Annotated in this window: 13 protein-coding genes; 8 read left to right on the forward strand and 5 right to left on the reverse strand. The window is 59.9% G+C overall.

All coding sequences use genetic code 11. The annotated features are described in order from the left end of the window. Window positions 1-60: 60 nt before the first annotated feature. Complete coding sequence (locus AAIE04_RS19220; RefSeq protein ID WP_498577538.1) at window positions 61-1,728, reverse strand: ShlB/FhaC/HecB family hemolysin secretion/activation protein; 1,668 nt, start codon at window positions 1,726-1,728, stop codon at window positions 61-63. Window positions 1,729-2,097: 369 nt separating this feature from the next. Between AAIE04_RS19220 and AAIE04_RS19225 the strand changes: the two genes are divergently transcribed. Then, a complete protein-coding gene (locus tag AAIE04_RS19225; RefSeq protein WP_498577539.1) occupies window positions 2,098-3,552 on the forward strand; it encodes an SIR2 family protein in 1,455 nt (484 codons plus the stop codon). Beyond that, entirely contained in the window at window positions 3,549-4,040 is a 492-nt protein-coding gene (locus tag AAIE04_RS19230; RefSeq protein WP_197668221.1) for a TIR domain-containing protein, read from the forward strand. The genes AAIE04_RS19225 and AAIE04_RS19230 overlap by 4 nt, the downstream gene beginning before the upstream one ends. Before the next feature lie 64 nt (window positions 4,041-4,104). Here AAIE04_RS19230 and pstB read toward each other — a convergent pair whose 3' ends face one another. The 3 genes from pstB to AAIE04_RS19245 are packed head-to-tail and all read right to left on the reverse strand — an operon-like array spanning window position 4,105 to window position 8,763. Then, entirely contained in the window at window positions 4,105-4,917 is an 813-nt protein-coding gene (pstB, locus tag AAIE04_RS19235; protein ID WP_019452422.1) for a phosphate ABC transporter ATP-binding protein PstB, read from the reverse strand. Window positions 4,918-4,945: 28 nt separating this feature from the next. Next, a complete protein-coding gene (gene pstA / locus AAIE04_RS19240; protein ID WP_498577540.1) occupies window positions 4,946-6,595 on the reverse strand; it encodes a phosphate ABC transporter permease PstA in 1,650 nt (549 codons plus the stop codon). After that, window positions 6,592-8,763 (reverse strand): ABC transporter permease subunit, encoded by a 2,172-nt coding sequence (locus tag AAIE04_RS19245; RefSeq protein ID WP_498577541.1) that lies wholly within the window; start codon window positions 8,761-8,763, stop codon window positions 6,592-6,594. The genes pstA and AAIE04_RS19245 overlap by 4 nt, the downstream gene beginning before the upstream one ends. 396 nt (window positions 8,764-9,159) lie before the next feature. On the opposite strand from AAIE04_RS19245, the gene ppk1 reads away from it, so the two are divergent. From ppk1 to AAIE04_RS19275, 6 genes are all read left to right on the forward strand, one after another. Continuing rightward, window positions 9,160-11,223, forward strand: a complete 2,064-nt coding sequence (gene ppk1, locus AAIE04_RS19250; RefSeq protein WP_498577542.1) for a polyphosphate kinase 1 — start codon at window positions 9,160-9,162, stop codon at window positions 11,221-11,223. A gap of 10 nt (window positions 11,224-11,233) precedes the next feature. Further along, window positions 11,234-12,784: an exopolyphosphatase gene (ppx, locus tag AAIE04_RS19255; protein ID WP_019452418.1), complete on the forward strand. Its 1,551-nt coding sequence runs from the start codon at window positions 11,234-11,236 to the stop codon at window positions 12,782-12,784. A 180-nt stretch (window positions 12,785-12,964) separates the two neighbouring features. Further along, window positions 12,965-13,147: a YfgG family protein gene (locus tag AAIE04_RS19260; protein ID WP_004941600.1), complete on the forward strand. Its 183-nt coding sequence runs from the start codon at window positions 12,965-12,967 to the stop codon at window positions 13,145-13,147. Window positions 13,148-13,250: 103 nt separating this feature from the next. Further along, entirely contained in the window at window positions 13,251-14,684 is a 1,434-nt protein-coding gene (gene mgtE / locus AAIE04_RS19265) for a magnesium transporter (protein ID WP_063919865.1), read from the forward strand. 186 nt (window positions 14,685-14,870) lie between these two features. Further along, complete coding sequence (locus tag AAIE04_RS19270; RefSeq protein WP_498577543.1) at window positions 14,871-18,197, forward strand: diguanylate cyclase; 3,327 nt, start codon at window positions 14,871-14,873, stop codon at window positions 18,195-18,197. A 173-nt stretch (window positions 18,198-18,370) separates the two neighbouring features. After that, window positions 18,371-18,724: a DNA-binding protein gene (locus AAIE04_RS19275; protein WP_025159567.1), complete on the forward strand. Its 354-nt coding sequence runs from the start codon at window positions 18,371-18,373 to the stop codon at window positions 18,722-18,724. Between the two features lie 8 nt (window positions 18,725-18,732). On the opposite strand, the gene alkA is transcribed toward AAIE04_RS19275, so the two are convergent. Further along, entirely contained in the window at window positions 18,733-20,223 is a 1,491-nt protein-coding gene (alkA, locus tag AAIE04_RS19280; RefSeq protein ID WP_154747538.1) for a DNA-3-methyladenine glycosylase 2, read from the reverse strand. Window positions 20,224-20,354: the final 131 nt, after the last annotated feature.

Raw genomic sequence — 20,354 nt, forward strand, 5'->3', positions numbered from 1 at the left:
ATTCATTCCTTCGAAAGGATGTTGTTTTGAACGCCGAGGCGCTCCTGCTGTGTGCTGGCGTTATAACGTGACGGTGGCTTGCCAGTAGGCCACCCAACGATCCGGTTGCAGGCTGTCTGGGTGCGTCAACGGTTTAGCGACGGTGATCGCCTGATTGAACCAACGGCCGCTTAACGTGGCGCCCAGCGCCGCGCCAGCGACGCTGCCGCCGTCGATCTGCCCGGCGCGCCCCTGCAGCCAGCCGGCGTCTAACGCGCCGGTCAAAGAGAGCTCCCCCAGCCCCGGCAAGGTCTGCCATTGCCAGTTGAGTTCATTGCGCCAGTAGGCGCCGCGATTGCCGGTCAGGTACTGCTCTTTAAAGCCACGCACCGAGTATTGCCCACCGATGGAAATGCGTTCCCCGGCATACAGGTTGTCTGCGCTGGTTTGTCCGTAGGCCGAGGTCAGGTAGTAGAGAGAAGGCGCGAGCGGATAGAAATAGCTGGCGCTGAGACCAAGCTTGCGGAACTCGCTGCGCGGCGCTCCGTCGCGCTCAGGATCGTCGACGGTAGCGCCCAGCATGCGCAGCCCGCGGCTTACCGTCGGGTTCAGCGTCATATAGCCGCCGCCCGCGACCGCACTGTAATTGAGGGCCAGACTGGCGATGCTGAGCGTCGGGCTGCTGACGCCCAATCGTTCCCCCGCCAGCTTATTTTCCGTGGTGCGCCGCGCCAGCCCGATATCCACAGCCAGCTTACGTTTGCCATCCCGCAGCAACGTGCGGTTGGCGCCCAGACGCTGGGTCTGGTTATTGCCCAGATAGCGGTAAGCGGCACCGTTGAACGGCACCTGCTGGAAAAAATCGTTCCAGGCGTACTGGTAGCTGAACAGCCAATAGCCATAGGGTAAGGTGACGCTGCCGTTCAGGCTGCGGCTGCGATGATGCGGGCTGAAATCGTTATTGCGCGCTGCGGAAAGCGACCATTGATCGGCGAGACGCAGTGGATTATCCAGCGAGAAGGCGGCGTTCATCTGCCCGGTGCCGGTGCTTTTCTGGCCGCTGTTATCGGCGCCGAAAGAGAAAGAGACCGGTGCGCGCGAGGCACCGCGCAGCAAAACCACGTTGGAAAAGCCGGGTTGCTCGCCAGGTTGAATATCGATAGTCACCTGTTGCGACGGCAGGCGGTTGAGCTGCTCCATGCCCTGCTCGATATCGCGCAGATTCAATATGTCGCCAACCAGGGCGGGAAACGCCATCTTCAGCGCAGGTGTCTGCTCACCGTTTTGCGTGATGGACTCGATTCGCCCTTCGCTGGCGCTGACGGTCAACACGCCACGGGAGATATCCTGCTCCTGCAACCAGGCCTGCGAGGTGACGTAGCCGCGTTGCAGATAAGCATTGGTGGTTTCGCGCACCAGGCGGTTGATGTGCTCCAGCGTCAGACAACGCCCCTGATACGGGCGCGCCAGGCTTTCTTTTACCGACCAGGAAAGATGTTCGGCGCCCTCAAAAACAATCTGCCGCACCGGCTGGCAAACCGCTCCTGCGGCGGCTGGCACAGGCAGCGGTAACGCCGGCAATTCAACGTTATTTTGCAGCGCCTCGCGCTGTTGCTGGGCCTGTTCCAGCAACGTTTTCTGCTGTTGGGTAATGCTGTCGCGATCGGCAGGGCTGGTGATTTCTGCGCACCACGCCGAGCTGCAAAACACCAAAAGCACAGGCCAAATCCTCGGCTTCCATGCACACATTTAAATACATCCATTTACGTTAACTTACACATCTTAGCGAAGTATATACACTTTATGTCGCCAATCAATAATAATGAGAATTACTTTTATTTGATCAAAATCACAATGCGGAAAAAATGTGCATATGCCACAGCTACTGCAGCTTATTATCCAGAGTGAATTTAATTAATATTAAAATTAAAAAAACGAATAATAAAAACAAATAAATTCAATATAAAAATAACACGATCAATATCGGCAAAAACAAACAAGCAGAGTTTACAAAGTTAATTCACCCTTTTATCTTGGTAGTTATACTCGCATAATTAATTCATAAAAAACATAGTTATTAACCAACCAATAAAGAAAAACAATATCGGGGATAGCCTCATGTTTAACCGTGATATAGAACTGTTTATTCGTGATTACGTTAATGATATTAAAGCTGGCAGCGCCGCACTGTTCGCCGGCGCCGGGCTGTCTATCCCCGCCGGTTTCGTTAGCTGGAAAGAGCTTATCGGCGATATCGCTTATGAACTGGGGCTGGATATCGAAAAAGAGAGCGATCTTATTTCCCTGGCGCAGTATCACCTCAATGAAAAAGGCAACAGGCATAAGATAAATCAAAAAATAATTACAGAGTTCGCTGAACAGGCGGAAGAAACAGAAAACCACCGGATTATCGCCAGATTACCGATAGCGTCACTTTGGACCACCAACTACGACGACCTGATTGAAAAAACTTACGCTCGTTACAACCGCGTTTGCGACGTTAAAACTACACCGGAAAGCCTGACCACTAACATTCACAAACGTGATGTTGTTTTATATAAAATGCATGGTGACTATAGAAATCCCAACCAGGCGATTATCACTCGCGAACAATACGAGACTTACTCCCGCACACACCTTCCTTTTATCAACATGCTGATGGCGGAGCTGACCGCTAAAACCTTCCTGTTTATCGGTTTCAGCTTCGAAGATCCCAATCTGCAATATGTGTTGAGTCGCCTCTATGCACAGTATGCCGAAGGGCAAAGAAACCACTACTGCATTATGCGGCGCGTACAGCTCGGCGATAACGGTAGCGAGGATCAGGCGTCCTGTGACTACAACAGCCGTAAACAAGGCTTAATGATCAACGATCTGCGTCGTTACGGCATTCAAACGCTGCTGGTGGATGACTATCGGCAAATCACCGACCTGCTGTATGCCATCGAAACGCAGTTCAAGAAAAGCACGGTGTTTATCTCCGGCAGCGCCGACAACTACCATCCTTATGCCCGTGAAGAGTCCATCCAGTTCATACATCGCCTGGCGCGCCTGCTTATCCGCAAACAGTACCGCATCGTCAACGGCTTCGGCTGGGGCGTAGGCACGGCGGTGATCAACGGCGCATTAGAAGCCATTTACGACAGCCAAGGAAAAATCAGCGAAAGCCAGCTGGTATTACGCCCTTTCCCCCAATTCGCCAGCGGGGGCATAGCGCTGCCAGAGCTTTGGCGGGAATACCGCCAGAACATGATTTCGCTCAGCGGCATCGCAATCTTTTTGTTCGGCAACAAACGCAATGCCGAGGGCGAATACGTGCTGGCCGACGGTTTACTGCAAGAGTTTCAGATCGCCATGGAACAAGGTTGCGTCTGCATTCCTATCGGTTGTACCGGCAGCGCATCCGCCGAGATCTACCGGAAAATCAAGGAGGAAATGAAAGAAACCCTCTACCACCGCCACCCCGCCGCCATGAATCTGCTGGATCAGCTTAACGAACCGGGCAGCCTGGCGGAGAAGAAAAAATGCCTGTTGGTACTAATCGATATCATTACTAAGGATAACCCCCGATGACCAGAAAATGCTTTTACAGTTTCCATTATGAGCCGGACAACTGGCGCGCCTCTCAGGTACGCGAAATGGGCGCGCTGGACGGTAACCGGCCGGCCACGGATAACGATTGGGAGGAGGTGAAAAAAGGCGGCGATAAAGCCATCGCCGATTGGATCAAAAGTCAGTTGGACAATCGCAGCTGCGCCGTGATTCTCGCCGGTAAAGATACCGCTAATCGTAAATGGATTAATTTCGAAATATGCGAGGCCTGGAAAAAAGGCATGGGCGTGCTGGTGGTGTATATCCACAATTTGAAAGACAGCGCCGGCGACCAAACCGAGAAAGGTAAAAACCCGTTGGATCACATCAAACTGGGTGAAACAAAACTTTCCGCTATCGCCAAAGCCTATGATCCGCCTTACCTGACCAGCACCAATGTCTATAACCACATCAAAGAGAACCTGGCTGAGTGGGTAGAAGAAGCGATCCGCATCCGCGAAAATTACTGATGCCCCTGATAGACGAAAGGCTGCATGGTTGTGCAGCCTTTCATTTGTTTATAGCCCAAACGCCTCACCCATACCGCCCGGTAATATAATCCTCGGTGCGCCGCTGGCGCGGCGAGGTGAAAATCGCGTCGGTGTCGTTGTACTCCACCAGCCGGCCCTGATGAATAAAGGCAGTGTAGTCGGAAACCCGCGCCGCCTGCTGCATGTTGTGCGTCACCAGCACCACGCTGTAGCGCTGTTTCAGCGCCGAAATCAGTTCCTCAATGGTCAGCGTGGAGATCGGATCCAGCGCCGAGGTCGGCTCGTCGAGCAGCAACACCTCCGGCTCGATGGCAATGGCGCGCGCGATCACCAGGCGCTGCTGCTGGCCGCTGGACAAGCGGAACGCATTTTCGCGCAGCCGGTCCTTCACCTCATGCCACAGCGCGGCGGCGCGCAGCGAACGCTCCACCGCTTCATCCAGCAAGCGCCGGTCGCGCACGCCCTGCAGCCGCAGGCCGTACACCACGTTTTCATAGATCGATTTCGGGAACGGGTTCGGCCGCTGGAACACCATGCCCACTCGCCGCCGCAGCGCCGCTACGTCGATCTGCGCGCCGGAGATCGCCGCGCCGTTCAGCTGCAGATCGCCCTCGATCCGGCAGTTGTCCACCAGATCGTTCATGCGGTTGAAACAGCGCAGCAGCGTCGATTTACCGCAGCCCGAAGGGCCGATCAGCGCCGTCACCCGGTGTTTCGGGATGCGCAGCGAAATATCGTGCAGCACCTGTTTGTCGCCATAAAACAGATTCAGGCCGTTGACCGCCAGCGCGGTCTGTTCATCGTCGAGATGCTGGACATCCAGCCGGGGCAAACTGCCTGGCGTCATCAAACCCATTACGCACTCCCCAAAAATAGCGTCATTGTTACTGCGACCATGCTCGGTACCGCTCCCTCAACGAATGGCGGATGCCCATCGCCGCCAGATTCAAACTCACCACGATCGTCACCAGCAGGAAGGCGGTGGCGAACACCAGCGGCCGCGCCGCCTCTACGCTCGGGCTCTGGAACGCCATATCGTAGATCTGGAAGCTCAGGTGCATAAACTTCCGCTCCAGGTGCAGATACGGGAAAATCTCGTCCACCGGCAGCACCGGCACCGATTTAACTACCCCCACCAGCATCAGCGGCGCCGTTTCCCCGGCGGCGCGCGCCACCGCCAGAATCAAGCCGGTCATCATCGCCGGCGCCGCCATCGGCAGCACGATGCGCCACAGCGTCTCGGCCCGGCTGGCGCCCAGCGCCATCGAGCCCTGCCGCAGCGAGGTGGGAATGCGCGACAGCCCTTCCTCGGTGGCGACGATCACCACCGGCAGCGTCAGCAGCGCCAGCGTCAGCGCCGCCCACAGCACGCCGGGCGTACCGAAGGTCGGGTTGGGCAAGGACTCAGGATAGAACAGCTGATCGAGCGTGCCGCCAATCATGTAAACAAAGAAGCCGAGGCCAAAAACGCCGTAGACGATCGAAGGCACCCCGGCCAGGTTGACCACCGCGATGCGGATCACCCTCGTCAGCAGATTGTTGCCGGCATATTCGTGAAGATATACCGCCGCAATTACGCCAAACGGCATCACCACTATCGACATCAGGATCACCATCAACACCGTGCCGAAAATGGCCGGGAACACCCCGCCTTCGGTGTTCGCCTCGCGCGGGCTGTCGGTGAGGAACTTCTTCACCTGATCGCCCCAGTGCGCCAGTTTTTCGGTGGTGCTCATGGCGTTCGGGTACCAGGCATCACGCACCTGGCTGAGCGGAATGGTCAACGTCTGGCCGTGCATGTCGCGCAACAGCAGCGCGTCACGCTGGCGATCGCGGTTCAGCCCCGCCAGGCGTTCGGACAGCTGCTGGTACTGCCGCTGCAGCTCCAGCCGCTCGGCCTTGATGCCGTCCTGCGCACGGGCGTCCAGCTTATCGTCGCGCAGCATACGCTTTTCCCGCAGCCGCAGCGCGTCAAACTGTTGATTGATGCGCGCCATATCGCGGAATTGAATGTCGTGCGCCTGGCGCGAGAGCGCGGCGATCTGCGGCAGCCGCTGTTGCAACGCCTGCCCCAGATTGCGGCCGGTCAGCGGTTGCCCATCCTCCAGCAGCCCCGCCAGATAGCCGTAGGCGGTGCCGTGGCTGTCGCGCTCCAGCACCAGCAGGCTGCGCGGCGTGCTCTGGCTGCGGATATCGCTGGCCAGCAAAGTGCGGAAATCTTGCCCCTCGCGCTCGCGGTTGCCGACTTTGATCAGGTAACGCTCGACGTTCTGCGCCTCGCCCGGTGGCGTCACGCCCGCCTCCGTCAGCTGGCGGCGCGAAATGCTTTGCTGCTGATACAGCTCGCCGATCACCGTCACCGGCCCGGCGCCGTTCTGATTCAGCTCAAACTGATAGACCGGGCTCGGCCAGAAATAGCGCATCCCTTGTCCGGCCAGCAGCAGCAGGATGCCGATCAGCGCCAACAGGCTGACGGCGACCGAACCGGCGGTCAGCCATATCCATGGCGACCCGCTCTTCACCCAGTTCTTCATGGCGCCTCCTGATTCGGCGTGTAGCGTTTGCGCAGCCGCAGGCGCACCGCCTCCGCCAGCGTGTTGAACACGAAGGTGAAGACAAACAGCACCAGCGCGGTCAGGAACAGCACGCGGTAATGGCTGCTGCCGGAAACCGCCTCCGGCATCTCGATGGCGATGTTGGCCGCCAGCGCCCGCAGCCCCTGGAACAGGCTGCCATCAATGATCGGCGTGTTGCCGGTGGCCATCAGCACGATCATGGTTTCCCCCACCGCGCGGCCAAAGCCGATCATCAGCGCGGAGAAAATGCCGGCGCTGGCGGAAGGCAGCACCACCTTGATCACCGTCTGCCATTGAGTGGCGCCCAGGGCCAGCGAGCCCTGGCTCAAGGTGGCCGGCACGCTGAACAACGCGTCCTCCGCCAGCGAAAAGATGATCGGCACCAGCGCGAAGCCCATCGCCACGCCCACCACCAGCGCATTGCGCTGATCGTAATTATCTCCCAACCAGAAGTGCAGCGGCTCGCCGAACAGCGCCACCTCCAGCCACGGCCCCAGGCTGAACGCCAGCCACACCGTCAACGCCAGCAGCGGCAACAGCAGCAGCAGATCGACGCCCGGCCGGCAGCGCGGCATCAGGCGATGAGTCAACGCGCCGCACAGCAGCACCGCCGCCGCCAACAGCAGCGGCAACGCCAGCACCGCCAACAAATACTGCTCGATGATCGGCGCCAGCCAAATGCCGGCCACCAGGCCGATCACCACCGTCGGCAGCGCGCCCATTACTTCGATGGCCGGTTTGATCACCCGCCGCAACCCCGGCGTCATAAAGTAAGCGGTATAGATGGCGCTGGCCAATGCCAGCGGAATGGCGAACAGCATCGCGTAAGCCGCCGCCTTGAAGGTGCCGAAGATCACCGGCATCAGGCTGAATTTAGGTTGGTAGCTGTCTTCGCCGGAGGTCGACTGCCAGACGTAGGCCGGCTGCGGGTAATTCTCATACCACACCTTGCCCCACAGCGAACGCCAGGTGACGTCCGGGTACGGGTTGTCGAGCGCATAGCGCTGCCAGCCTTTGTCGCTCTCCAGCAGCAGGCCATCGCCGCGCGGTGCGAACGCCATCTGCCGCACCTCGGCACCCAAACGGGTATTCAGCAGCGGCTGTGGTTGAATGGTAGAGAATAGCGAGAAACCGCCGTCGGGCCGCAGGGTGGCGAACACCCGGCGGTAAGGCTCGGCCACCGTCAGCTCCTGCCCGTCGGCGCCGTGGTCGAAATGCTGCACCGGCGTCAGGCGCCAGCGCCGATCTTTTTCCACCTCGAACCACTCGCGCAGATTGCCGTCGGCACCCTTGATCAGCAGCGCGCTGCCGCCGGGCAGCGCCGTCATTTGATACGGGGCATATTCGCCCAAGGTGCGCGTTTCACGCAGCTGCAGCTGCGCGCCGTCGATTTCATAACGCGCCAACCGGTTGCCGGTCAGCAGGTATAGCTGGCGGCCATCCGGCGTCAGCACCAGTTGCTCTCCGCCTTGCTCCAGCGGGCGCTCGCTGAACTGCGGCGGCCGATCGGGGCTGAAGCGGCCGAATACCAGGCGCCGATCGTCGGTCACCCCGGCCAGCAGATACTGCCCGCGATGCGCATCCGCCAACGATAACAGCTTCAGCGGCTTACGCTGCGGATCCAGCGCCAACGGCTGTTGCCCGAGCGGGAACAGCCACTGCGGCCGACCATTTTCCGCCGTGGCGAAATCCGCGCGCGCCACCACCAACCGGCCGTCGGCCTGCGCCAGCGCAAACAGATCGCGCTCACCGGCAGCCTGCGCGAGCAGCGCCGGTTTGGCCAACAGCGTTTGCTGCGCCAGCGGCGTCTGAGCCTGCTCGCCCTGTCTCGGCGTCAGGCGATAAAACTGCCCCGCGCCCTGCGCGTCGATGCGATAACCCACTCGCTGCTGTACGTCCATACCCAGCGCCAACGCCGGGGCCGACACTGCGATCGGCAGCGGCTGCGCCTGGCCGAGCGAGGCCGGTTTGAACAGCGGCAGCACGGCAAACAGCAGATAAACGAAGATCAGCATCAACGTCATCAACACCATCAGCCCGCTGGCGGTCACTGCCGCCTGCACGCCACGGTCGATGCGCCCGCGCAGGCGATCTCGGGGATGTTGATTTGCCGTCGTCTGTGTCATGTCTCTCGCTGTCGCTGAAGTAATCGGGCTTGCGCCGTAAGATAACCGGGCATCTTATGTCAGTTTTATGACGTTTGCATGACAAAGTTATCCAGCACAATTCAGGTTTTTTACACTGCAAACAGATAATATGACGTTGATATATTGCTAAAAAATGACCATTAACACGCTTGATAACGCCAAAAATAAGCCAGCTAACCATCATTTCATGCTGTTCACATCGCCGTTGCGCGTCCCGCCTCAACGAAAATTTATTGCCGCCGAAAAACACCGCGCGCCAACGCAATGGATATGTTGGACTTTCCTGTCAATCTCTCGCAATAATGATGAAGGACACTAGAGCGGCATCCGGGCGCTGCGTCCCGGATCCTATTCTAAAATTGAACTGGAGTGGCAATGGGTCAGGAAAAGCTCTACATCGAAAAAGAACTAAGCTGGTTATCCTTTAATGAACGCGTGTTGCAGGAAGCCGCAGATAAGAGCAATCCCCTGATTGAACGTATGCGTTTTCTGGGCATTTACTCCAACAACCTCGACGAGTTCTATAAAGTCCGCTTCGCCGATCTCAAACGGCGCATCCTGATCAGTGAAGAGCAAGGCTCCGCCGGCGCCTCACGCCACCTGCTGAAAAAGATCCAGGCCAAGGTGCTGAAAACCGATCAGGAGTTCGATGGCCTGTATAACGATCTGCTGCTGGAAATGGCGCGCAATCAGATCTTCCTGATCAACGAACGCCAGGTGTCCGAAAACCAGCAAATCTGGCTGCGGCAATATTTCAAGCAGCATCTGCGCCAACACATCACGCCGATCCTGATCAACCACGACACCAATCTGGTGCAGTTCCTGAAAGACGATTACACCTACCTGGCGGTGGAGATCATTCGCGGGGCGCGCATCGACTATGCGCTGCTGGAAATCCCGTCCGACAAGGTGCCGCGCTTCGTCAATCTGCCGCCGGAAGCGCCGCGCCGCCGCAAGCCGATGATCCTGCTCGACAACATTCTGCGCTACTGCCTGGACGATATTTTCAAGGGCTTCTTCGACTACGACGCGCTCAACGCCTATTCGATGAAGATGACCCGCGACGCAGAGTACGATCTGGTGACCGAAATGGAATCCAGCCTGCTGGAACTGATGTCTTCCAGCCTGAAACAACGCCTGACCGCCGAGCCGGTGCGCTTCGTTTATCAGCGCGACATGCCGAATGAAATGGTGGAACTGCTGCGCGGCAAGCTGGGCATCTCCAACTACGATTCGGTGATCGCCGGCGGCCGCTACCACAATTTCAAAGATTTCATCAGTTTCCCGAACGTCGGCAAGGCCAATCTGGTCAACAAGCCGCTGCCGCGCCTGCGCCACATCTGGTTCGACGGTTTCCGCAACGGCTTCGACGCCATTCGCGAAAAGGACGTGCTGCTCTACTACCCGTATCACACCTTCGAACACGTGCTGGAGCTGCTGCGCCAGGCATCGTTCGATCCGAGCGTGTTGGCTATCAAGATCAACATCTACCGGGTGGCGAAAGATTCGCGCATCATCGAATCGATGATCCACGCCGCGCACAACGGCAAAAAGGTCACGGTGGTGGTCGAGCTGCAGGCGCGCTTCGACGAAGAGGCCAACATCCACTGGGCGAAACGCCTGACCGAAGCCGGCGTGCACGTAATCTTCTCGGCGCCGGGGCTGAAAATCCACGCCAAACTGTTCCTGATTTCGCGCCGTGAAGGCGATGAAATTGTGCGCTATGCTCATATCGGTACCGGCAACTTTAACGAAAAAACCGCGCGCATCTACACCGACTATTCGCTGTTGACCGCCGACTCACGCATCACCAACGAGGTGCGCCGGGTATTCAACTTTATCGAGAACCCCTACCGGCCGGTCACCTTCGACAACCTGATGGTGTCGCCGCAGAACTCGCGCCTGAAGCTGTATGAGCTGATCGACAACGAAATCACCAACGCCCAGGCCGGGGAACAGGCCGGCATTATGTTGAAAATAAATAATCTGGTGGATAAAGGGCTGGTAGATCGGTTATATACCGCGTCCGGCGCCGGCGTGAAGATCCGCCTGCTGGTGCGCGGCATGTGTTCCCTGATTCCCAACCTGCCGGGGATCAGCGACAATATTCAGGTGATCAGCATCGTCGATCGCTTTTTGGAACACGATCGGGTTTACGTTTTCGACAATAAAGGTGACAAACGGGTGTATCTGTCCTCCGCCGACTGGATGACCCGCAACATAGATTACCGTATCGAAGTGGCGGTATCGCTGCTGGATCCGGCGCTGAAACAGCGCGTTCTGGACATTCTGGAGATCCTGTTCAGCGATACGGTCAAAGCCCGCTATGTGGATAAAGAACTGAGCAACCAGTACGTGCCGCGCGGCAATCGCCGCAAAGTGCGCGCCCAGGTGGCTATTTACGAGTACTTAAAAGCTCTGGAACAACCAGGACAGTAGGCCAGCAACTATGCCGCTAAAAAACACTGCAACGAACAAACCGCAGGAAATCGCCGCCATCGACCTCGGGTCGAACAGTTTCCACATGGTGATCGCCCGCGTCGTCAACGGCGCCTTACAGGTATTGGGCCGTTTAAAACAGCGGGTACATCTCGCCGACGGATTGGACAGCAACAACGTACTCAGTGAAGAGGCGATAGAACGCGGCCTGGCCTGCCTGGCACTGTTTGCCGAGCGGCTGCAGGGCTTCCCGGCGGATAACGTCACCATCGTCGGCACCCATACCCTGCGTCAGGCGGTGAACGCCGAAGTGTTCCTCAAGCGCGCAGCCAAAGTGATCCCCTACCCGATCGAAATCATCGCCGGCCAGGAAGAGGCGCGTCTGATCTTCATGGGTGTGGAGCACACTCAGCCGGAGAAAGGCCGCAAGCTGGTAATCGACATCGGCGGCGGCTCCACCGAGCTGGTGATCGGCGAAGACTTCGAGCCGCTGCTGGCGGAAAGCCGCCGCATGGGCTGCGTCAGCTTCGCCCAGCTGTTCTTCCCGGGCGGCGAGATCAGCAAAAACAACTTCCGCCGCGCGCGCTTGGCGGCGGCGCAGAAGCTGGAAACGCTGGCCTGGCAGTACCGCATTCAGGGCTGGCAGTATGCGCTGGGCGCCTCGGGCACCATCAAGGCCGCCCATGAAGTGCTGGTCGCGATGGGGGAAAAAGACGGTCTTATCACCCTGGAGCGTCTGGAAATGCTCGCCGAGCAGGTGCTGCAGTTTAAAAGCTTCAGTTCGCTGAGCCTGCCGGGGCTGTCGGAAGATCGCCAGTCGGTATTCGTGCCGGGGCTGGCTATCCTGTGCGGCGTGTTCGACGCGCTGGCGATCCGCGATCTGCGCCTGTCCGACGGCGCGCTGCGCGAAGGCGTGCTGTATGAAATGGAAGGCCGTTTCCGCCACCAGGACATCCGCAGCCGCACCGCCAAAAGCCTGGCCGATCACTACAACATCGACCGCGAGCAGGCCAAGCGGGTGCTGGAAACCACCGAGCTGCTCTACTCGCAGTGGATGGCGCAAAACACCAAGCTGGCGCATCCACAGCTGGAGGCCCTGCTGAAATGGGCCGCCATGCTGCACGAGGTGGGGCTGAGCATCAACCACAGCGGCATGCACCGCCATTCGGCCTACATTCTGCAAAACTCCAACCTGCCTGGCTTTAACCAGGAACAGCAGCTGCTGCTGGCGGCGCTGGTGCGCTTCCACCGCAAGGCGATCAAGCTGGAAGAGCTGCCGCGCCTCAACCTGTTCAAGAAGAAACACTACCTGCCGCTGATCCAGCTGCTGCGTCTGAGCACCCTGCTCAACAACCAGCGTCAGTCGACCACCACGCCGGAAACGCTGCGCCTGACCACCGACGACAACCACTGGACGCTGCGCTTCCCGGCCGGCTACCTGGCGCAGAACAACCTGGTGCAGCTGGATTTCGAACGCGAGCAGGCCTACTGGAACGACGTCGTCGGCTGGAAGCTGCTGATCGACGAAGAAGGTTCGCAAGACGAACAGCGCTCCGCCTGATCCCCCGCCCCCTGCCAGCAGGGGGTTTTTCTTTCCGCCTTCGCCCCGCCAACCTAAACGAAACCCTAATACGCCACGCCGCACGCCGGAAAAAAATGGACAACTTTTGTCATCAGCGCCTAAAATCCGGTTACAAATTCTCGAGCGAATAACACAGGACACCGGCATACCGGGTGATATATGCGCAAGAAAACCACCGGACAGATGACGAAGATAGTGTTGTTTATCAGCTTTATCATTTTAGTCGGCCGACTGCTGTACGCCGCCGTGGTGGCGGTGCCTCATCATCAGGAAAAAAAGCAGGCCGCTGCGCAAAACGCCGCCGAAGTCAGCGCGCCGCAACAGGACGCCTCCTCTGAATAACCGCCGCGCCCCGTCCGTTTCATAAAAATGACTCCGGCACTCGCTATGCTCTATCTTTTAATGAGCCTGCGTCAGGAACGCCGAGCGCCCGTTAAGGAACACCATGTCAGCCGCAACCCATAACGTCAAAAAAGTCGCTGAACATCGCCAGCGCATTCTCACTTTGCTGTTGAACAATAAGGAATTGGTCGACGGCATCCTCGGCCGGCCAGGGGATGAACACGCCCTCAGCCAAAGCGAACTGCTGAACCAGACGGCGGAAATTACCGGCCTGCTGGACGACATGCACGCTGCCGACCTGGCGGACCTGCTGGAAGCCTTGCCACAGGACGAGCGCATGGCGCTGTGGCGGCTGGTGGGCAACAGCAAGCGCGGCCAGACGCTGGTGGAAGTCGCCGAACCGGTCTGGGACAGCCTGATCGAGGAGATGAGCGACAAAGACCTGCTCAAAGCGATCAAAACGCTGGACGTCGACGAACAGGCCTATCTGGCGCAATACCTGCCGCGTAACCTGATGGGCCGGCTGCTGACCTCGCTGGAGCCGGAGCAGCGCGCCCAGGTGCGCGAGATGAGCCAATACGCCAAAGACAGCGTCGGCTGGATGATGGATTTCGAACTGGTGACGGTGCGGCCGGACGTTACGCTCGGCGCGGTGCACCGCTTTTTGCGCATGCGCAAAACCATTCCCGACGCCACCGATAAACTGTTCGTCACCGACCGCAAAAATACCCTGTTGGGCGAGCTGCCGCTCACTGCGGTGCTGTTGAACGACCCGGAAATCCCGGTGCGCGAGGTGATGGACAGCGATCCCGCCACCTTTCAGCCCGAAGACAAGGCCGATGAAGCGGCCGGCGCGTTCGAACGCTACGACCTGATCAGCGCCCCGGTGGTTGACGCCAAGGGCAAACTGATGGGCCGTTTGACCATCGAAGAGATCGTCGACGCCGTCAACGAAGAGAGCGATACCAATCTGCGCCGCATGGGCGGTTTGAGCCCGGAAGAAGACGTGTTCGCCCCGGTCAGCAAAGCGGTCAAGACCCGCTGGGCGTGGTTGGCGATCAACCTTTGCACCGCGTTCGTCGCCTCGCGAGTGATCGGCCTGTTCGAACACACCATTTCCCAACTGGTGGCGCTGGCAGCGCTGATGCCGATCGTCGCCGGCATCGGCGGCAACACCGGCAACCAGACCATCACCATGATCGTGCGCGCGCTGGCGCTGCACCAGATCGAAGTCGGCAACATCTCGCGCCTGATGCTCAGAGAGCTGGGGGTGGCCATCATCAACGGCGTGGTGTGGGGCGGCATCATGGGCGTGATCACCTGGCTGCTGTATGGTGACGCGGCGATGGGCGGCGTGATGACGCTGGCGATGCTGCTCAATCTGCTGCTGGCGGCGCTGATGGGCGTGGTGATCCCGATGACCATGCTCAAGATGGGCCGCGATCCGGCGGTCGGCTCGAGCGTGCTCATCACCGCGCTGACCGATACCGGCGGCTTCTTCATCTTCCTTGGCCTCGCCACCCTGTTCTTGCTGTAATACGCTAAAAGCCGGCTCCGCGCCGGCTTTTTCGCCATTCTGTCGCCGAGCTTGCGTTAACGCAGTAAAGTCGGCCTTCCCGGTAGGTTTTCCTCGCGCGCTGTACTACCCTTTGCCAATAAATCGCCTTAATTCATCCATGTGATGAATCAATTACTGACAGAGGCCCCACCGGTAGGGATGTCTATGGATATCAGCGCACCGAGCTATTTCGGCACACACAAAGGCACCATGCTGACGCATTCCCTGCTGGTGGCGCTGGCGACGTTTCTGCTCGCCTTGCTGAGCCTGTCGCTGTCCAGCGAAGCGCATCATTTTACGCCGCTGTGGTTCCCAACCGCCGCCGCCATCGCGGTGCTGTACCGGCATCCTCCCCGCCATTGGGGCCTGCCGCTGCTGGCCAGCGGTCTGGGCATCGTACTGGCCAGCTTCGCGCTGCTCGGCATCAGTATCCTGCCCGTCAAACTGGCCGCCATCAATCTGTTGGAGGCGGCGGTTTGCGCCCAGTTGCTGCGCCGATCGCTGCCGGCGAGCGATCCGCTGAGCGATCTGAACAGTTGGCTGCGCTTCGTGGTGTGCGCGGTGATTTTTACCCCGCTGTTCAGCGCATTGCTGGCCACCGTTGCGGCACCGGCGCCAGATCAGCCATTTTGGCAGCCTTTCGGCACCTGGTTCATTTCCGAGGCGATCGGCGTACTGTCGCTGGCGCCGCTCGGCCTCAGCTATCGCCGCCGCACGCTGGCGACGTTAAACCTCTACCCGCTATTGCTGACGCTGATGCTCACGCTGGTCTTCAGCTATCTGGCGTTAATCTACCTGCCGTTCCCATTCACCTTCGTCATCCTGCCCCTGCTGTGGGCGGCTATCGCCCTGCCGCGCTTCGAGGCGTTTACCGTCTGCTTTTGCACTATTTTGCTGATCACCGTGATGATTTCTCTGGGGCTGGCGCATTTTCAGACCGCCAATAGCCGCCTTGGCGATCTCGGTCTCTATCTGCCGATGCTGCTGATCCTGGTGCCGGCGCATGCGATGGCGATGGTGATGCACACCTTCCGGGTGGAGAAACAGCACATCGTCGAGAGCGAAAGCCGCTTTCGCAGCGCGCTGGAGTATTCCGCCATCGGCATGGCGCTGGTGTCGCCGGAGGGGAAATGGCTGCAGGTCAATCAGGCGCTGTGCAAACTGCTCGGCTACACGCCCGAACGGCTGCATCGCCTGACGTTCCAGGCGATCACCCATCCGGACGACCTCAACGCCGATCTGAGCCAGTTGCACGATCTGCTCGACGGCCATATCAGCAGCTATACCATGGAGAAACGTTATATCCGCAGCGACGGTCAGATCGTTTGGGCGCTGCTGGCGGTGTCGCTGGTGCGCGACGCCGAGGGCCAGCCGCTGTACTTCATCTCCCAGGTGGAAGACATCAGCGGCCTCAAACGCAGCGAGGCGGAGAACAACCGGCTGGTGGAGCGCATTACGCTGGCCAACCAGGTGGGCGGCGTCGGCATCTGGGAATGGGTGATGAACCAGGAAAACTTCACCTGGGATCAGCGCATGTTCGAACTCTACGATCTCAGCCCTGACCAAGCGCCGACGCTGGCGCTTTGGCGCACCCTGCTGGTGCCGGAGGATCGCGATCGCACCGACCGTGAACTGGCCGAGATCCTGGCGCAGCCGCGGCCGTTCGTCATGGAATTTCGCATCATCACGCGCAGCGGCAAACTGCGCCATATTCGTGGTCAGGGCAACGTGATCCTCGACGACCAGGGCCGCCCGCTGCGCCTGATCGGCACCAATATCGACATGACCGAACTCAAGAGCCTCGCCGAGGCGCTGCACGAAGAGAAAGAGCGGCTGCACATTACCCTCGACGCCATCGGCGAAGGGGTGATCTCCACCGACAGCCACCAGCGCATCACCTTTATGAACCCGGTGGCTGAGCAGATGTGCGGCTGGCCGCTCGACCTGGCGATCGGCATGCCCGTCGCCGGCGTGGTGCGCCTGACCAACGGCAAAGACGGCCCGGAAATCGAAAACCTCACGCAATATCCGCGCCAGTGGCCGGCGGATTACGCGCTGGTGCTGCACAGCCGCGACGGACGTTATTTCGACGTGCAGCAGTCTGTCTCACCGCTCAAAACCCTCGACGGCGAAACCATGGGCGCGGTCATGGTGCTGCAGGACGTCACCGCTTCGCGCGAACTGATGAAAAAGCTCAGCTACAGCGCCTCGCACGACGCGCTGACCGGCCTGCCGAACCGCACCCGCTTCGAGAAACAGCTGAAGGCAGCGATCGTCGCCGGCGGAGAGCCGTCGTCGCCGCATTCGCTGGTGTTCCTCGATCTGGATCGGTTCAAGGCGGTGAACGACACCGCCGGCCACGCGGCGGGCGATGCCTTGCTGCGGGATATCGCCCAGCTGATGCGGCACCAACTGCGCGGCAGCGACTGCCTGGCGCGTTTGGGCGGCGACGAGTTTGGTCTGATCTTGTTCGACTGCCGGCTGGAGCAGGCCAAATCGCTGATGCAGCAGGTGGTCAACCAAATCAGCCAGCACCCGTTCTATTGGGAAGGGAAGATTTATCGCGTCGGCGCCAGCGCCGGCATCACCCGCATCGACGGCGACGCCAAAAGCAGCGAACTGTTGGCGCAGGCCGATATCGCCTGCTATACCGCCAAACACCACGGGCGCGGCCAGGTTTATCTGTACGAAACGCGACAAAAACAGCTGCTGGAGCGGCAACATGAGTTGCTGAACCCGCAGGAGGTGCAGGCGATCGTCAGCGAGGGGCAGTTGCGGCTGTTGACCCGCGCGGTCGCGCCGCCGGCGACGCCGCTGTCGGCCGCGTTCCACCAGGTGAAGCTGCAGGTGATGGCGCCGGACGATCGGCCGTTGCCGCACGAGGCGTTCATCGCCGCCGCGCAGCTGTATGGTCTGATGCCGGACATCGACCGCTGGACGGTCGCACAGCTGCTGGTGAAGCACGCTGACGACATCAAACGCAAAGGGCTGTCGCTCGCGCTGCCGCTGGCCACCGACAGCCTGCTGAGCGCCGACTTCCAGCACTACCTGACGGAAACGGTGCGCGCTTCGTCGCTGCCGCCGCAGGCGCTGCTGTTTAGCGTCGATGAGGCCGTGGTGCTGGAACACGCCGCGCAGTGCCGGGCGTTTCTCCGTGGCCTGCAGCAGCTGGGCTGCCGGCTGATCGTCAACGGTTTCGGGCATAACATCAATGCCTTCGATGAGCTGAGCGATCAGAAGATCGACATCATTCGCATCGATGAACGCTTTATCACCAACGTGCACTGCAACCAGATGGATGAGCTGATGGTGTCGATGCTCAACGGCGCGGCGCATCGGATCAAGGCGCAAACGCTCGCCGGGCCGGCGCATCAGCCGGTAACGCTGCAGGCGCTGCGTGACGTCGGCGTCGATCTGGCTGACGGCGACCTGGTGGCGCTGGAGCAGCCGCTGACGGTGTTGCTCAGCGACGGCTACTTCGGCATCCGCTAACCCGTTCCCCTCTTCCACCGCCGTCTCGCGCTTCACATTCTGTTAACCGATACGAGATTAGTGATATAAATAACACCTTAAGCTTAAACGATTAAGTAAGATGAAACGCCCATGCGGACATCGGCGTATTCGTTGATTTACCTCGACATGTGATGGCTCAGAGACAAGGGACTATGGAAAAGAAATGGTTTTCCGCCAGGGAACTGATGGGTAAGGCGGGGTTGCCCTCAACCCCGCAAGGGGTCAATCTGATGGCCCGGCGCGAAGGCTGGGTCAGTCGCCGCCGCAGCGGCGTACAGGGCAAAGCGCTGGAATACCATATCGACAGCCTGCCGTTCAGCGCGCGCAGCCTGTCGGCCTTGCGCGAAGCCGACCATCCGGACTACGACGTCAAACGCCAGGATCCGGTGCGGGTCTGGATCGAGTATTACTACCACCTGACGCCGGCCGAGCGGGAAAAGCTGCTGGCGTTCCTGATGCGTGAAGGCATGAGCCGCCTGCTGCAGCTGATCGACGCCCCTCGCTAGCCCCGCCTTCAGCGCTCCCCTTCCGGCGCCCATGCGTCGTTGTGCCACAGATGCAGCGTGGCGTAAGAACGCCACGGGCGCCAGCGTTCGGCGTAACGTTCAATCTGGCGCGGCGTCATGCCGGGGAAACGCTGTTTGATCAGGTAGTCACCGGCCAGGAACACGTCAGGCCACGACCAGGCGCGCATCGCGATATAGCTGGCGGTCCAGCCGCCGATGCCCGGCAACGCGGTCAACGCCTTGATCCCCTGTTCAATATCCAGCACGTTATCGAGCTGCAACCGCCCTTCGCCCAACGCCCGAGCGATCTCGATCAGCGCCGCCGCACGCTTTAACTGTACGCCTAGCGGGCGCAGCGCTTCGGGCTGCAGCTGTGCCACCCGTTCGGCGGAAGGGAAGACATGGGTGATGCCCTCATGCGGCGTGTCCAGGGCTTCTCCCCAACGTTCGGCCATTCGTCCGGCGAAGGTCGCCGCCATTTTCACGCTGACCAATTGTCCCAACACCGCACGCACCGCCTGCTCGAAACTGTTCACGCAGCCCGGCAGACGCAGCCCCGGCGCATCGGCCGCCAGCGAGCCCAGCGCCTCATTGATGCGGTCCGGCGCGGCGTCCAGGTCGAACAGCAAGCGCACGCGGCGCAGCACCTCTGTCGTCACCAAACTGAGCGCCGGCGCGATCTCGACCCTGACCCGGTTGCGTTCTTCTTCCGGCTGCACGCTGACCCAACCGCGGTGTTCCGTGCCGCCCTGGCTGACGGCGATCGAGCGCAGATAGCGGCGCCCTGCTACTCGTTCCACGCCCTGCACGGCGCGCGCCTGCAAGAAGTTCAGCATGCGATCCCAATCATAGGGCGGCCGATAACCCAGGTGAAACACCAGCCCGCTGGCGGCGGCCCGTTCACCGCGCGCGCCGCCGCTGCGCAGCGCCGACGGAATCAGGCGATAGCGCGCCTTGAACAGCTCATTGAAACGCCGCAGGCTGCCGAAACCGGCGGCGAACGCCACTTCGCTGAGCGGCAGGTCGGTATCCGCCAACAGGCGTTTGGCCTGCAGCAGCCGGTGCGACTGGGCGTAATCGATCGGCGAAGCGCCAAACTGTTCGGCGAAGATGCGCCGCAGGTGGCGATCGGAAATACCCAGCCGCGCCGCCAGCGCTTCGCAACTGTGCTCGGACAAATAGCCCTGCTCGATGAGCTGTACCGCCACCTGCGCATAACGGTTGCCCAGATCGATCAGCGCCAGGCCGGGCGCCAGCTCTGGCCGGCATTTAAGGCAGGGGCGAAACCCCGCCAGCTCGGCCGCGGCCGCGCTCGGATAAAAGGTGCAGTTTTCCATCTTCGGTGTGCGGGCGCTGCACACCGGGCGGCAATAAATGCCGGTGGAGGAAACGCCGACAAAAAAGCGGCCGTCGAATTTTCGGTCACGCGCGCGCAGCGCGTCGTACAACGCTTGCTGTTGAGTATTCATGGCAACGCTCGGGTTCGGTTTTTTCTGCATTATGGGACTCGGCTGACGCGCTGACGTGCGGAATTCGGACATTAAGTTAAGCATGCCGCCACCGCGCCCGCTAAATTTTTCGACACTCGCGCATCGGCGCATTGCCCGCCGGCCCCGTCTCGGGTAAAGTC

This window comes from Serratia sp. Ae19-1 (assembly GCF_059801225.1).

What these genes read in the sequence shown, in the direction of transcription:
- ppk1 (WP_498577542.1), top strand. Translation starts at nt 9,160, where the DNA reads ATGGGTCAGGAAAAGCTCTACATCGAAAAAGAACTAAGCTGGTTATCC.
- AAIE04_RS19260 (WP_004941600.1), top strand. Translation starts at nt 12,965, where the DNA reads ATGCGCAAGAAAACCACCGGACAGATGACGAAGATAGTGTTGTTTATC.
- pstB (WP_019452422.1), bottom strand. Translation starts at nt 4,917, where the DNA reads ATGGGTTTGATGACGCCAGGCAGTTTGCCCCGGCTGGATGTCCAGCAT.
- AAIE04_RS19275 (WP_025159567.1), top strand. Translation starts at nt 18,371, where the DNA reads ATGGAAAAGAAATGGTTTTCCGCCAGGGAACTGATGGGTAAGGCGGGG.
- mgtE (WP_063919865.1), top strand. Translation starts at nt 13,251, where the DNA reads ATGTCAGCCGCAACCCATAACGTCAAAAAAGTCGCTGAACATCGCCAG.
- AAIE04_RS19270 (WP_498577543.1), top strand. Translation starts at nt 14,871, where the DNA reads ATGGATATCAGCGCACCGAGCTATTTCGGCACACACAAAGGCACCATG.
- pstA (WP_498577540.1), bottom strand. Translation starts at nt 6,595, where the DNA reads ATGAAGAACTGGGTGAAGAGCGGGTCGCCATGGATATGGCTGACCGCC.
- ppx (WP_019452418.1), top strand. Translation starts at nt 11,234, where the DNA reads ATGCCGCTAAAAAACACTGCAACGAACAAACCGCAGGAAATCGCCGCC.
- alkA (WP_154747538.1), bottom strand. Translation starts at nt 20,223, where the DNA reads ATGCAGAAAAAACCGAACCCGAGCGTTGCCATGAATACTCAACAGCAA.
- AAIE04_RS19220 (WP_498577538.1), bottom strand. Translation starts at nt 1,728, where the DNA reads ATGTGTGCATGGAAGCCGAGGATTTGGCCTGTGCTTTTGGTGTTTTGC.
- AAIE04_RS19225 (WP_498577539.1), top strand. Translation starts at nt 2,098, where the DNA reads ATGTTTAACCGTGATATAGAACTGTTTATTCGTGATTACGTTAATGAT.
- AAIE04_RS19230 (WP_197668221.1), top strand. Translation starts at nt 3,549, where the DNA reads ATGACCAGAAAATGCTTTTACAGTTTCCATTATGAGCCGGACAACTGG.
- AAIE04_RS19245 (WP_498577541.1), bottom strand. Translation starts at nt 8,763, where the DNA reads ATGACACAGACGACGGCAAATCAACATCCCCGAGATCGCCTGCGCGGG.